We start from the raw sequence: 14,035 nt of genomic DNA on the forward strand, positions 1-14,035 counted from the left end.
CCCCGGATCTCCCGAGTCCCTGAGGAGACTCTCAGCGACTCAGGAGGCTCCGGGAGGAGCCCTCAGGCCTTCGCCTTGGCCTTGGGGCGGGTGGGCCGCTTGGGCGCCGGGCCGCGGGCGCGGCGGTCGGCGAGGAGCTCGGCGGCGCGCTCGGTGGTGATCTGCTCGACCTCGTCGCCCTTGCGCAGGGAGGCGTTGGTCTCGCCATCGGTCACGTACGGGCCGAAGCGGCCCTCCTTGACCACGATCGGCTTCTTGGAGACGGGATCCTCGCCGAGCTCACGCAGCGGAGGCGCGGCGGCGGCACGCCTGCCCCGGGCCTTGGGCTGCGCGAACAGCTCCTTGGCCTGCTCCAGCGTGACGGTGAACATCTCCTCCTCCGACGCCAGGGAGCGCGAGTCGGTGCCCTTCTTCACGTAGGGCCCGAACCTGCCGTTCTGCGCCGTGACCTCCTGGCCGTCGATCTCGCCGAGCTTCCTGGGCAGCGACAGCAGCTTCAGCGCGTCCTCGACGGTGATGGTGTCCAGGGACATCGACTTCAGCAGCGACCCCGTGCGCGGCTTGGGCGCGTCGGCCTTCTTCGCCTTCTTCTTCCCCTCGGCCGGCGGCGGCTCCTCGGGGAGGACCTCGGTCACGTAGGGGCCGTAACGGCCGTCCTTGGCCACGATCATGTGACCGGTGACCGGGTCCCTGCCCAGCTCCCGGTCGCCCGTGGGACGCGAGAACAGCTCCTCGGCCCGCTCGGCCGTGAGCTCGTCGGGCGCCAGGTCCTCGGGCACGTTCACCCGGGCGCCCTCGCGGTCCAGGTAGGGACCGTAACGGCCCACCCGGATCATGATGTCGGTGCCCCGGATCGAGAAGGAGCTGATCTCCTTGGCGTCGATCTCGCCGAGATCGGTCACCATCTCCTTCAGGCCCTCGTCGCCCTCCTCGCCGAAGTAGAAGCGGCGCAACTCGGGCACCCGCTCCGCCCGGTCGTTGGCGATGTCGTCGAGGACCTTCTCCATGTCGGCCGTGAAGTCGTAGTCGACGAGGTGGCCGAAGTGCTGCTCCAGCAGGTTGACCACCGCGAACGCCAGGAAGGACGGCACCAGGGCCGTGCCCTTCTTGAACACGTAACCGCGGTCCAGGATCGTTCCGATGATCGACGCGTAGGTCGAGGGACGGCCGATCTCCCGGTCCTCCAGCTCCTTGATGAGCGAGGCCTCGGTATAGCGCGCGGGCGGCTTGGTGGCGTGCGAGAGCACGTTGAGCTCGGCCGCGGTGAGACGGTCGCCCTCGTCCAGGTTCGGCAGGCGCTTCTCGGAGTCGTCACGGTCGGTGGACGGGTCGTCCGCGCCCTCGACGTAGGCCTTGAGGAAGCCGTGGAAGGTGATGGTCCGGCCGGTGGCGCCGAACTCGACCTGCTCGCCGGAGCTGGAGGTGCCGCCCACCTTGACGGTGACCGACTCCCCGACCGCGTCCTTCATCTGCGAGGCGACGGTCCGCTGCCAGATCAGCTCGTACAGCCGGAACATGTCGCCGCTCAGCCCGGTCTCGCCCGGCGTGCGGAACTCCTCACCCGAGGGGCGGATCGCCTCGTGCGCCTCCTGCGCGTTCTTCACCTTGCTGGCGTAGGCGCGCGGCTTGTCGGGCACGTACGCCGCGCCGTACAGCTTGATGGCCTGGCTGCGCGCGGCGGCGACGGCGGTCTCCGACAGCGTGATGCTGTCGGTACGCATGTAGGTGATGAAGCCGTTCTCGTACAGGCGCTGGGCGACCTGCATGGTCGACTTCGCGGAGAAGCCCAGCTTCCGGCTGGCCTCCTGCTGCAGCGTGGTCGTCCGGAACGGCGCGTACGGCTTGCGGGTGTACGGCTTGCGCTCGACCGAGTTGACCTTGTAGGCCGTGCCGCTCAGCCGCCCGGCCAGGGCCCGCGCCGCCTGCTCGTCCAGGTGGACCACATCGGCGCTCTTGAGCCTGCCGTTGCTCGCGAAGTCACGCCCCTGGGCGACGCGCTTGCCGCCCACGCCGGTCAGCGTGGCGGTGAACTCGCGCGGCGCCTCGTCGCGACCGGTGTCGAACAGCGCCTGCAGGTCCCAGTAACTCGCGCTGGTGAACGCCAGCCGCTCGCGCTCGCGCTCCACGACCAGCCGGGTCGCCACCGACTGCACGCGACCGGCGGACAGGCGGGGCTTGACCTTCTTCCACAGGACCGGGCTGACCTCGTAGCCGTAGAGACGGTCGAGGATGCGCCGGGTCTCCTGGGCGTCGACCAGCCGCAGGTTCAGGGCACGCGGGTTGGCCACCGCCTCCTGGATCGCCCGCGGGGTGATCTCGTGGAACACCATGCGGTGAACCGGCACCTTGGGGTTGAGCACCTCGCGCAGGTGCCAGGCGATCGCCTCGCCCTCCCGGTCCTCGTCAGTGGCGAGGTAGAGCTCGTCGGCGTCCTTGAGCAGCTGCTTGAGCTTGCTCACCTGCGCCTTCTTGTCGTGGTTGACGACATAGAGCGGCTCGAACTCGCTATTCACGTTGACGCCCAGGCGGGCCCACGACTCACCCTTGTACTTCTCGGGGATGTCGTCGGCCTTCTCGGGGAGATCGCGAATATGCCCGATGCTGGACTCCACGACGTAGCCGCGGCCGAGGTACCCAGCGATGGTCTTCGCCTTGGAAGGCGACTCGACGATCACCAGGCGGGTTCCGCCGGCGTTGCCGTTCTTGGCTGGCACGCTGCTTCCTACCTCGCTGTTCGCATTGGTTTCCCCGTTTTCTTCCCCTCGGGTTACCCGATCTGGATCGGGCACACTCCCAAGGAAAGCCGCAAGGACGCACAATAAAGCCCTATGAGTGCCGACGTCCCCCAGCCCACCCTCGGAGACTAATCGCTGTGCTCGACTACTCCTACTTGGTTCTCCATCTTCCGCGTGGCACCTCCAGGGACGCCGCTCGGCAGATCCTGACCGAACATGCAGAATACGGTGACTGGGAACTCGACCGCCTGCGACTGTATCCCGACGGCCGCCGGGACGTCCGGCTGCGTCGCAAGATCATACGTGTGACCAGGACGATGTGACTCTGAGCAGGCCCCCGTGACACCGGTCACAGCATCCGTGCCCGGACATGGCTTTGCCCGCCCCGGGCCGCGCCCCCGGAACGGGCAAAGCTTCTCTGCCTCGCAGTACGAGGGAGAACACGGCCCTGGGCCGCGCCACCATCCCTCGCCACATGCGAAGCGTCTATGCGCCTCCCCCAGTGGATCTGAGGGGACATGGCTGAAGAGTTACTACTGTCTTACTTCTCGCTTACTTCCTGCCGAAGCGGACGCGGCGGGTGGTCGCGAAAAGCGTCGCGGAGGCTGCGGCCATGACGCCGGCCAGCAGGGCCGCCAGCGAACCGGGGTTCATCCCGGTCACCCCGGCGGGCTGGGCGGCGCTCATCAGGCCGAGGTCGCCCACGGGGAGGGCGCCGCCGATCGGGGTCGAGGAGACCAGGTCCGTCGCGGGGGTCAGCGGCGAGTCCGCCTTCCGCCCCGCGCTCTGGGCGGTCGCCGGAGTGCCGGGCACGGCCGGGGCCCCGGGCAGGCCGGCCACGTCCTGCGCCTCACCGACGAGGGGGAACTGCGGGAGGTCGGCGCCGTGCGCGCGCTGGCCCGGCTGGGCGATGCCACCGGCGCCGAGGGCGGGGACGACGGGGAGCGCGGGCACCAGGCCGCTGTTCTTGCGGGCGCCGACCCGCTGGGCCCAGTGGCCGTAGTCGTGGTGCCCGCCGCCGCCCGGCCTGCCGACGTGGGAGCCTCCCAGGCAGCCCGCCGCGGCGTCACCCAGGACGGCGACGGCGTTGCCGCAGATGTTGATCGGAGCGGTGATCGGCGCCACCACCTGGTTACCGGCCAGCACACCGGACCTGCCCGACGTACGGTTGCCACCTGCCCCGGCACCGCCGTTGTTGACCGAGGCGCCGCCCTTGCACCCGGCGAAGGCCTTGCCGAGGACGGCGACGGCGTTGCCGCAGACGTTGATCGGAGCGGTGATCGGCGCCACCACCTGGTTACCGGCCAGCACACCGGACCTGCCCGACGTACGGTTGCCACCCGCCCCGCCGCCGCCGTTCTTGACCGAGGCGCCGCCCTCGCAGCCCGCCGAGGCGTTGCCGACCGCGTTGCCGCACGCGGTGATCGGGGCGGTGATCGGGGCGATCACCTGGTTGCCGCTGCCGGCGCCGAATCGGCCGTCGGTGTCGTTGCCGGTCGAGCCCGGACGCCAGCCGCCGTGCCCGCCGTGCCCGCCCGGGTAGCCGGGCTTGCCCGAACGGCCGGGCTTACCCGGCTTGCCGGGCCGGCCGCCATCGGTCACCTCGGCGCCGCCCCTGCAGCCGGAGAACGCCTTGCCGAGGATCGCGACCGAGTTGCCGCAGATGTTGATCGGGGCGGTGATCGGGGCGACGACCTGGTTGCCGCCCAGGACACTGTGGTCACCACTGGTGCGGTTGCCGCCGGCCCCGCCCCGGCCGTTGTTCCGGACCGACGCGCCGCCCTTGCAGCCCGCCTCGGAGCTGCCGAACAGGGACAGCGCGTTGCCGCAGGCGTTGATCGGAGCGGTGATCGGGGCGTTCACCTGGTTGCCACCCAGGACGCTGCCCCGGCCGGAGGTCTGACCGGGGATGCCGTTGCCGCCGGTGTTCTCGACGGAGGCGCCGCCCTTGGAGCCCGCAGCCGCGTCGCCGACGACGCCGACGGCGTTGCCGCTGATGTCGATCGGCAGGGAGATCGGGATGTTGACCTGGTTGCCGCCTCCGACGGAGTTGTCGCCGGAGGTGTCCGCGAAAGCCGTACCGCTGCCGAGGGTCATGACACCCAGCGCGAGCAGTGCCGCGGGGGTTGTGCTCTTAACCCACGTACGCATGATTGACGCTCCTTGCGGTTCTTGGGGGGATACCTGACATCTCGTGGCCGGCGTGCGAGGCCATGCGAGGTCCTGACGAGAGCCCGCACAGCGGAGGCCCCGGCGGCCGTCACGAGGGATGGGAGATTGCTCACCGTCATGAACAGGGCGGCTCCCCTGGAGATGGGGACCAAAGCCCTGAAGACGGGGGCTGGGAGACGCTCCGCGACCGGCGGGTCCGAATGGAGGACGAGGCCGGTTCAGGGGGCGGAGTCAGTCAGGAGAGAAGGAAGGGTCGTCCGCCGCTGTGCGGACGACAGGGGGGAGCACGCACGCCAGCGGGGCGCGCTGCGCCATCAACCGCGGGTCGTAGACGAACCGCGAGACGTCCCCCACACCCGGCCCGGAGAGGCCGGATCCACCGCCGCTCTGAGGCACGAACCCGTCGGCGCCAGAGCTGTGGTCGACGGTGGCGGGTGCCGGGGATACCGGCTTCGACTGGCTGGTGAGCCCGTCCACACCTCGCCCGGCCATGGCTTCGGCGTTTCCTGTCGCCGACAGCCCGCCGCTGTCCGTGGGGAAGACATCGGCCCGGAGGGCCGATCCGGAAGCGGCCGAGTCGGGCGCGTCGGAGTGCGCCACTCCCGTCGCCGCGGTGGTGTCCGCGGCCGCCGGAGCGGCGCCGAGGAGCCCGAAGACGACTGCGAGCAACCAACCGGCGGCCAGCAGGCCGCCGATCGCGAAGACCCGCCTGACGATCCGCCGGGTGCCGGCCGCGAACCGCGCCATCCGGTCAGCCCAGGCGAAGATCGCGCCATCGGTGGGAACGGCCACGGGCACGCGCTGGGCAGCGGGCGAGAACGCCCTCCACTGCCCCTGCGGCATCCGTGCCACGTGACCTCCCCAAAGCTCCCGGGTGGGCCGCTTGTCGCATGACCCAACCCCTCAACGGAGAGTTACGCTAGCACTACGACGAGTCAGTGCAATGAGTTTCCAGGGAATGTCTCAGCAACCGTCCAGGAAGCGGTCAAGCACCCGGACCCCGAACCGGAGCGAATCCACCGGCACCCGCTCGTCCACCCCATGGAACATTCCGGAGAAGTCCAAGTCCGCTGGGAGCTTCAGCGGCGCAAACCCGAAACCGCGCATGCCCAGCCGGCTGAACGCCTTCAGGTCCGTGCCGCCCGACAGGGTGTACGGCACGGCGAGCGCCCCCGGGTCCTCGGCGACCAGCGCGTCGGCCATCGCCCGCACCAGCGGCCCGTCGAAACCGGTCTCGACGGCGATGTCGTGGTAGACGAACTCCCTGGTCACGTTGGGGCCGAGCAGCTCGTCGATCGTCTGGAAGAACTCTTCCTCGTGTCCGGGCAGGAAACGGCCGTCCACGTGCGCGGTCGCGGCCTGCGGGATCACGTTGGCCTTGTAGCCGCCCTGCAGCATGGTGGGGTTGGCGGTGTTGCGCAGCGTGGCGCCGATCATCCGGGCCAGCGGCCCGAGCTTGGCCACGGTCGCCTCGGCGTCGTCCAGGTCGAGTTCGAGCTCCAGCGCCCTGGAGGTCTCGGTGAGGAAGGCCCTGACCGTCTGCGTGAGCCGTACCGGCCACTCGTAACGCCCGATGCGGCCGACCGCCTCGGCCAGCTCGGTGATCGCGTTCTCGCCGTTGAGCATGGAGCCGTGCCCGGCCCGGCCGCTGGCGGTCAGCCGCATCCAGGCGATGCCCTTCTCGGCCGCCTCGATGAGATAGAGCCTGCGGGCCTCGTCGATGGAGACGCTGAACCCGCCGACCTCCCCGATCGCCTCGGTGCACCCGTCGAACAGGTCCTTGTGCTTGTCGGCCAGCCACTGGGCGCCGTAGGTGCCGCCGGCCTCCTCGTCGGCGGTGAACGCCAGCACCACGTCCCGCGGCGGGCGGCGCCCCTCGCTGAGCCGCTGCCGGACGACCGCGAGGATCATCGCGTCCATGTTCTTCATGTCGACCGCGCCGCGTCCCCAGACGCACCCGTCGGCGACCTCCCCGCTGAGCGGGTGATGGGTCCAGTCGTCGGCGTCGAACGGGACGACGTCGAGATGGCCGTGGAGCAGCAGTGCGTCGCGGGAGGAGTCCTCCCCCTCGATGCGGGCGATCACGTTCGCCCTGCGGCTGTCCGACTCCAGGATCTGCGGCTCCAGCCCGACCTCCGCCAGCTTGCCGGCCACGTACTCGGCGGCGGCCCGCTCGCCGGGGCCGGAGTTGTCGCCCGCGTTGGTCGAGTCGATCCGGATCAGGTCACGGCACAGCCCGGCGACCTCGTCCTCGCCATTGAGCGCGGTCATGTCGACTCCTTCGGTTTGGTACGGCTTGCGCCTCCATCCTGCCGCCGCCGGGCGCCCGCGGACATCCCCGCGGGGCCGGGTCGCTTACCGATATGACGCGAGCTCAAGAGTTTGCTAACCTGAGTCCGCCGACGCGGGATGACGGTCCCGCGTGCAGGCACCAAGTCCGGGTGGCGGAATAGGCAGACGCGCTAGCTTGAGGTGCTAGTGCCCTTTGCGGGGCATGGGGGTTCAAGTCCCCCCTCGGACACAAACTCTTGACCTATAAGGTCCTGGTTACCACCAGTGGTAACCAGGACCTTTCGGTTTCTCGGGTGATAGACGAGCCGCAGATCCAGTTCTGCGTAGATCTTCGCCTTCCGCAGCGGACCCGCCTGGGCGAGCACTTGGACCGCGTCACCGAGCTCCCGCATGACGGACGCCGGCTGATCCCGGCCGAGCTTCCGCTCACGGACCCGCGGCATCCAGCGGATCCTGCTCACGGCCTCCGTCCTCCGGGCCTGCTCCTCCCGGATCCATCCGGCGATCACCACGGGGTCGGCGACGGCATCCGCACGTACGCCACGAACAAGCGGAAACCATCCCCGCAGACGCGGGGCCGACTCACGCACGCCGAAGCAGATGCCGGAACCGTGGGGACCATCCCCGCACGTGGGAGGTGAGCTGGTGCACGCTGGCCTCCCCAGTGGTTCGGGCGGGACACCGGCCGCAGAATCAAGCCGCCTGCCCGAGCATGAGGGGGGTCAGTCGTCGCCGATGGGGGTGCGGAGGATCGGGACGGCGCTGTAGTTCTCACCATCGACCTTGGCGACCTGGTCCTTTGTAAGCCAACGCTCGACGACGTAGCACCGGTGGCCGTCGTCCTCGGCGTAGAACACCAGCGCCATCCACTGCGCTTCGCCCCTGCGCCACGCGCGTAGCCACGCCATGCGGGAGTCGAGCATCACCAGAGGTGGGCGAGGCGGGACAGCGGCGGACACGAGGAGAGGCTACGGGTAGAGGCTGACAGATCAGCCGATCTCTGTGATGTACGGCTTCAACGCGATGGAGTCATCCCGTCCGTACACCCACTCGATGCCGAGCGGGTTGGGGCCGAGATCGAAGCGGGTTTCTCGCATATAGTCCTCGCCTCTGTCGTCGACCAGGTCGAGTGAGATCTCCTCGATATTCACGCCTTGGAGCTTCTGCTTGGCCAGTTGTAGCGCCTGCTCGCAGTCTTGGGCGCCGAGTTTCGCGGCGAACTGCGTGCTTGCCTTCTCGTCGATGACGACGTGTGGGGGATTGACCGTTGGGTTCCCGCACGTGTGGATGTGGCCCTGTTGGAGGGCGTACAGGAAGTTGTGCACGCTGTCCGCCTTCAGGACATGGTTACCACCGAAGATCACGCCTAACAAGCCAGGGATTATGGCTAACCCGAAAAACATCACGCCGCCGAGGACCATAGCCAACCCAGCGATTCGTCCCATGGCGATCAGCATGCCCGGCTGGTACCGCGACTACGCCTGTTCCTGCGAGCATGCATCTACTCGGACACACGGTAGTAGCCAGGGGGTCCTGGCCGCCTGATCAGGTGGTCAGGACTTTTGTTTGACTGGAAGGCAGATCGAAGGAAGAAAGGCCGGCTCCGCGGGATTCTCGCCCCGTGACAGCGGGATGATCACCTATCACGATAGGTGACATGTCTCGATGTCTACTGCCACACCCCGGCGGGCCTGCGGGTTGCGTCCATGGATGTGGTGGACGGGTTCCGCCGGCGGCGGGTGGCGGTAATGGTGCCCGTCCACCTGCGTTCCGGTCAGGGGTGTCCATCTGTGCGGCGCCATACGGGGTGGAAGGTCAAAGGCGCGGCGAGGGTGGGTGGGGTGGCCGGGGGCCGCCCTTTCGTGCGGCGCCGTACGGAGTGCTCCCCGCTGCGCGGGCCGGGGGAGGGGGCGGTGCAGGGGTTTTCCTTGATCTGTTGGGATTGGCGGCGCTATGGACCGCCAATCCCAACAGATCAAGGAAAACCCCTGATCACTACCCGCTTCCGGGGCTCATCGGCGCCCGCCCTGCCTCGCCCGGTCCACCACCGCCCCCCTTACCAGGCATTCTCGCCCGCCCATCGGCCGGCTCCTTAGTCGACGGGACACGGCAGTCGACGTACGGCGCGGCTCACGGGGTGGCTCGGAGACACGCGACAGCTCGGCTCACGGGACGGTATGGAGGCGTGCGGCGGCTCGGAGGCATGATGCGGTCCGGTGTGGGGAAGGGGCCCCGCGCGTCATGCCGGCACCGTCTGCGGGACGGCGGTCGCGGTGGCACGCAGCGGCTTGAGGGCCCGGGACCAGGTGACGACCTCGCTGAGCATAGTGTTCAGAGTCGCCTCCTGGTGCTCAGCCGGGGAGCACACTCCGGGTTCGGCGGGGTCGGCGGAGTCGGTGAACTCGAAGTCGGTGAACATCGACAGCGCGACCTGGGTCTGCACGCCGGCGATCTTCACCTCGGCCAGCGTCAGCCGTAGGTGCTCCACCGCGCGGATCCCTCCCTGTATCCCGTAGCCGACGAATCCGGCCGCCTTGTCGTTCCACTCCGCGTACAGGAAGTCGATCGCGTTCTTCAGCGCGGCGGGGACGGAGTGGTTGTACTCCGGGGTCACGAACACGAACCCGTCGAACGAGTCGATCGTCGTGGCCCACCTCACGGTGTGCGCGTTGCGGTACTGACCGAATGCGGCGGGCACGGGCTCGTCCAGCAGCGGCAGCCCGTACTCGGCCAGATCGACCACCTCGACCGTCGCCTCACCGGCCGCGACGGCGGCATGCCGGCCGGCGACCTCGGCGACCCATCGGGCCACGGTCTCTCCCCGCCGTCCGGGACGGGTGCTTCCGACGATGACGGCGATACGGATCATCTGTCATTTCTCCTTCTGCCGACCGGCGTGGCCTGTCGGCGAAATCGGCGCGTTGGCGAAATCGGCGCGTCGGTGGAACGCGTGTCCGCGAAAGACATGTCGGTGAAAGGCATGTCAGTGAAAGGCATGTCAGTGAAAGGCGTCAGTGAAATCGATACGAGCCGGCCTGGTGGAGATCGGTCAGGACCGGGAGTTCGTCGCATCGCGCGTCGAGGGTCGTCCGGAAGCGCTGGAACGCCTTCAGCAGCGGCAGCGGCCCCGGTCCAGGCCCGTCGAACACCGCGAAGTCCACGAAACTGACCTCGTCTTCGAGCTGGAAGCTGGCGTGGCGCATGCCCTCCGGCCGGACCGACGCCAGCTCCTCGTACACGGCGTGGAGCAGCTCCAGGTTCCGTTCCACCTGATCGCTCCTCACCTTGTAACGGATCATCACCTGCACGCTTGGCTCCTTGCCTGGCCGGAAGTCATGGCCACCAACCTGCCGGGGCGGGCGCCGCCGAGGAAGGCCGGGTCAAGGCTGGCACTGGCGGGGCCACCCTCATCGGCGGCGTGAGCCGGGCGGCGGGCTCGTGTCCCCGGCCGGATGGGCCGCCCTGCCGCGCCATGACGATCTCGGGCCGCTACCCTCTGGCTATGTTGACCCACGAAGGGGAGATCACCGTCCCCGTTGACCTGTGTCTTCCGGACGGGCAGCTCAATCCGGGGGCGGTGGGCTGGACGCGGCGTCCGCTGCACCGGGCGAACCTGCGCGGCTGGGGGCGGGACAAGCGCTGGGAGTACTGGGGGATCGTCACCCCGAGCCACGTGGTCGGGCTCGTGGCGTCGTCGTTGGACTACGCGGGGCTGCACGGCGTCTACGTGCTGGACCGCGCCACCGGCGTGGAGACCGTCAAGGACGTCGTGGTGCCGCTGGCACGCGGCGCCGTACTGCCGGAGCGCAGCGGCGCCGGGCGGGCGTCCGTCCGCGGCGGCGGCGTGATGATCGACATCGACCAGCGTCCCGAGGGCACCTCGCTGCGCGCCGTCGCGCCCGGCGTCGAGGTGGATCTCGACGTGCCGCTGCCGGAGGGGCACGAGTCGCTCGGCGTGGTGGTCCCCTGGGGGCCTCGCCGGTTCCAGTACACGGTCAAGGACGTCGGGCGCCCGGTGCGCGGGCGGATCCGGCTGGAGTCCGGCGAGTACGCGGTCAGTGAGACGGACTCGTTCGCGGTGCTCGACCACGGCCGCGGCAAGTGGCCGTACTCGATCACCTGGAACTGGGCCGCGGGCAGCGGGCACGGCAGGGCGATCCAGCTCGGCGGGAAGTGGACCGACGGCACCGGCATGACGGAGAACGCGCTGTTCGTGGACGGGCGGCTGCACAAGATCGGCGATGAGCTGGCCTGGAGCTACGACCGGACGGACTGGCTGCGTCCGTGGCGGATCACCGGTTCACGGGTCGAGGTGGAGTTCCACCCCTTCCACGAGAAGGTGGCGCGCACCAACCTCGGCGTGGTGGGCAACGAGACGCACCAGTGCTTCGGTCATTTCTCCGGGCGGGCGCGGACCGACGACGGCACGTGGGTCGACCTCGACGGCCTGGTCGGCTGGGCGGAGGAGGCCCGTAACCGCTGGTAGCCGGACCACGCGAGAATGGTAGCCGGACCACGCGAGAACCGCCGCCGGCAGCCGGCCAGGCCGGGGCCGGCAGGCGTGCGAGCCGCCTGCTCGCACGGTGTTGACTTGAACACACAGTGAACTGCCAGGAAAGATGAGTAACCTCCCTCGGCATGAACTGGCAGCGTACGGTCAACAACGCCCTGGTCAGGTTCACCGGATTCCAGCTCAACCGGGTAGGGAAAGCCGGGTCCACGTCCGCCGCGGCTCCTGCCGGTGAGGAGAGGGATCCGATCCGGCCACCGGCCGACCCGGTGGCGGATCGGCTGCTGACCGCGCCGATCTTCATCCTCTCTCCGGTCAGGTCCGGCTCCACGCTGCTGCGGGCGGTGCTCAACGCCCACTCGATGCTGCACGCCCCGCACGAGCTGCACGTACGCCGGTTGACCGTGGGCTTCGGCACCTCGCTGTCCGAGAAGGCGATGGACGCCCTCGGCCACAACCGGGCCGACCTGGAGCACCTGCTGTGGGACCGCGTGCTCCACCGGGAGCTGGTACGCAGCGGTAAGTCCTTCGTCGTGGACAAGACCCCGGCCAACGCCTTCGCCTTCGAGCGCATCGCCACCTGCTGGCCCGACGCCCGCTTCGTCTTCCTGCTGCGCCACCCCGCCTCCGTCGCGAGGTCCTGGCACGAGGCCGCCCCGGACCGGCGGACACCGCAGGAGGCCGCCGCCGACGCCCTGCGCTACATGAAGGCCGTGCAGCGGGCCCGGCGCGCCCTCCCCGGCCTGACGGTCCGCTACGAGGACCTGACCGGGGACCCGGAGACCGAGACCCGGCGCGTCTGCGACTTCCTCGACGTCCCGTGGGAACCCGGGATGCTCGCCTACGGCGAGCAGGCGGTGATCCAGAAAGGCCTGGGCGACTGGAAGGACAAGATCCAGTCAGGGGTCGTGCAGCGCGGACGCGACCTCCCGGCGTCCGACCAGATCCCCGAGATCCTGCGGCCGATGTCCGTCACCTGGGGTTACCTGGCGGACTCATGAAGATCCGGTACATGCTCCTGCACGCCTACGGGATGGGCGGCACGATCCGCACCGTGGTCAACCAGGCCAACGCGATGGCCGCCGCCGGGCACGACGTCGAGATCGTCAGCGCGGTACGGCGCCGCGACGCCCCCCGGTTCCGCGTCGACCCGCGCGTCGAGGTCACCGCGCTGACGGACCAGCGCGGCGGTGTGCGCGCCGACTCGCTGGGGCGCAGGGTCTGGCGGCGGGTCCGCGGGAAGATCGTGCCCCACGGCGAGTTCGCGGCGTCCTACTTCACCGAGCGGGTGGAGAGGGCCGTCATCGACTACGTCTCCGCGCTGGAGGACGGCATCCTGGTCACCACCCGCCCGGCGCTGAACCTCATCTCCGCCCGCCGTACTCCCGCGAGCGTGGTGCGGATCGCGCAGGAGCACATGAACCTGGCCACCCACCCCGAAAGCGTCCGCAGGGAGATCGCCCGCCACTACGGCCGGCTGGACGCGGTCGCGGTGCTCACCGGGACCGACCGCAGGGACTACCAGGCGCTGCTGCCCGGCACCCCGGTCGTGCGGATCCCGAACGCGGTCCACCCCCTCGACCAGGCGCCGTCGCGGCAGGAGAACCGGCTCGTGATCGCCGCCGGGCGGCTCGTCGCCCAGAAGGGGTTCGACCTGCTCATCCCGGCGTTCAAGCAGGTCGTGCACCACCATCCGGACTGGCGGCTGCGCATCTATGGCACCGGCCCGAAGAAGGCCGCGCTGCGCGCTCTCGTCAAGGAGCACCGGCTCGCCGACAACGTCACCCTGATGGGGCGCAGTGACCGGCTGGACGAGGAGCTGGCCCATGCCTCGCTGTACGTGCTCAGCTCCCGGTTCGAGGGGCTGCCGATGGTGATGATCGAGGCGATGTCGCACGCGCTGCCGGTCGTCGCCTTCGACTGCCCGACCGGTCCGCGCGACGTCATCACCGACGGGATCGACGGGCTGCTCGTGCCGCCCCAGGACGTCGACGCGCTGGCGGCGGCGGTCAGCCGCCTCATCGCCGACCGGGAGCTGCGGCGGCGGATGGGCGCCGCGGCCGTACGGACCGCGCGGGACTACGCTCCCGAGGCCGTCACCCCGCTGTGGGAGAGGCTGTTCACCGAACTGCTGCGGGCCGAGCCCCCCGCCGCGGAGCGCTGAACGCCCGGCCCCTCCGGGGTGGCGTGGTCATGAAAACTCGAAGTTAACAGTTCTGACCAAGCTGACCCCATTCTGACCAAACTGACCGCTGTGCAGATTGCACGGAACTGCGGGGGTGAGGTTCACTTATTCAAGAGTGATCTGCATGAGCCGGCAGGAAAT

At 69.5% G+C, this 14,035-nt stretch carries 12 protein-coding genes and 1 tRNA gene; 5 read left to right on the top strand and 8 right to left on the bottom strand.

Translation table 11 applies throughout. The features are described 5' to 3' along the window. Window positions 1–62: 62 nt before the first annotated feature. Complete coding sequence (topA, locus tag SROS_RS44525; protein ID WP_012895567.1) at window positions 63–2,714, bottom strand: type I DNA topoisomerase; 2,652 nt, start codon at window positions 2,712–2,714, stop codon at window positions 63–65. A gap of 158 nt (window positions 2,715–2,872) precedes the next feature. Here topA and SROS_RS53645 point away from each other — a divergent pair, with 158 nt between their 5' ends. Next, entirely contained in the window at window positions 2,873–3,058 is a 186-nt protein-coding gene (locus SROS_RS53645; RefSeq protein WP_012895568.1) for a DUF5703 family protein, read from the top strand. Window positions 3,059–3,287: 229 nt separating this feature from the next. On the opposite strand, the gene SROS_RS44535 is transcribed toward SROS_RS53645, so the two are convergent. The 3 genes from SROS_RS44535 to SROS_RS44545 form a co-directional block, all read right to left on the bottom strand. Next, window positions 3,288–4,886, bottom strand: a complete 1,599-nt coding sequence (locus tag SROS_RS44535) for a chaplin family protein (protein ID WP_012895569.1) — start codon at window positions 4,884–4,886, stop codon at window positions 3,288–3,290. Between the two features lie 252 nt (window positions 4,887–5,138). Further along, the gene (locus SROS_RS44540) at window positions 5,139–5,750 is read right to left on the bottom strand and encodes a hypothetical protein (protein ID WP_245564803.1); all 612 of its coding nucleotides are present in this window, start codon (window positions 5,748–5,750) and stop codon (window positions 5,139–5,141) included. A gap of 120 nt (window positions 5,751–5,870) precedes the next feature. After that, window positions 5,871–7,178 (bottom strand): M20/M25/M40 family metallo-hydrolase, encoded by a 1,308-nt coding sequence (locus SROS_RS44545; RefSeq protein ID WP_012895571.1) that lies wholly within the window; start codon window positions 7,176–7,178, stop codon window positions 5,871–5,873. A 164-nt stretch (window positions 7,179–7,342) separates the two neighbouring features. Between SROS_RS44545 and SROS_RS44550 the strand changes: the two genes are divergently transcribed. After that, a tRNA-Leu gene (locus tag SROS_RS44550) sits at window positions 7,343–7,428 on the top strand. Window positions 7,429–7,921: 493 nt separating this feature from the next. Here the strand turns inward: SROS_RS44550 and SROS_RS50570 are convergent. The 4 genes from SROS_RS50570 to SROS_RS44565 all read right to left on the bottom strand — a co-directional run bounded on the left by SROS_RS50570 (window position 7,922) and on the right by SROS_RS44565 (window position 10,507). Next, complete coding sequence (locus SROS_RS50570; RefSeq protein WP_148269417.1) at window positions 7,922–8,158, bottom strand: hypothetical protein; 237 nt, start codon at window positions 8,156–8,158, stop codon at window positions 7,922–7,924. Window positions 8,159–8,188: 30 nt separating this feature from the next. Beyond that, window positions 8,189–8,656, bottom strand: a complete 468-nt coding sequence (locus SROS_RS44555) for a hypothetical protein (RefSeq protein WP_012895573.1) — start codon at window positions 8,654–8,656, stop codon at window positions 8,189–8,191. A gap of 782 nt (window positions 8,657–9,438) precedes the next feature. Then, a complete protein-coding gene (locus tag SROS_RS44560) occupies window positions 9,439–10,068 on the bottom strand; it encodes an NADPH-dependent FMN reductase (RefSeq protein ID WP_012895574.1) in 630 nt (209 codons plus the stop codon). A gap of 142 nt (window positions 10,069–10,210) precedes the next feature. After that, the gene (locus SROS_RS44565; protein ID WP_012895575.1) at window positions 10,211–10,507 is read right to left on the bottom strand and encodes a hypothetical protein; all 297 of its coding nucleotides are present in this window, start codon (window positions 10,505–10,507) and stop codon (window positions 10,211–10,213) included. A gap of 194 nt (window positions 10,508–10,701) precedes the next feature. Here SROS_RS44565 and SROS_RS44570 point away from each other — a divergent pair, with 194 nt between their 5' ends. The 3 genes from SROS_RS44570 (at window position 10,702) to SROS_RS44580 (ending at window position 13,873) form a co-directional block, all read left to right on the top strand. After that, on the top strand, window positions 10,702–11,685 hold the full coding sequence (locus SROS_RS44570; protein ID WP_218919786.1) for a DUF2804 domain-containing protein: 984 nt from the start codon (window positions 10,702–10,704) through the stop codon (window positions 11,683–11,685). A gap of 152 nt (window positions 11,686–11,837) precedes the next feature. Then, entirely contained in the window at window positions 11,838–12,710 is an 873-nt protein-coding gene (locus tag SROS_RS44575; protein WP_012895577.1) for a sulfotransferase family protein, read from the top strand. Further along, window positions 12,707–13,873 (top strand): glycosyltransferase family 4 protein, encoded by a 1,167-nt coding sequence (locus SROS_RS44580; RefSeq protein ID WP_012895578.1) that lies wholly within the window; start codon window positions 12,707–12,709, stop codon window positions 13,871–13,873. The genes SROS_RS44575 and SROS_RS44580 overlap by 4 nt, the downstream gene beginning before the upstream one ends. The last annotated feature ends 162 nt before the right edge of the window (window positions 13,874–14,035 follow it).

The organism is Streptosporangium roseum DSM 43021 (assembly GCF_000024865.1).
Classification (GTDB): domain Bacteria; phylum Actinomycetota; class Actinomycetes; order Streptosporangiales; family Streptosporangiaceae; genus Streptosporangium; species Streptosporangium roseum.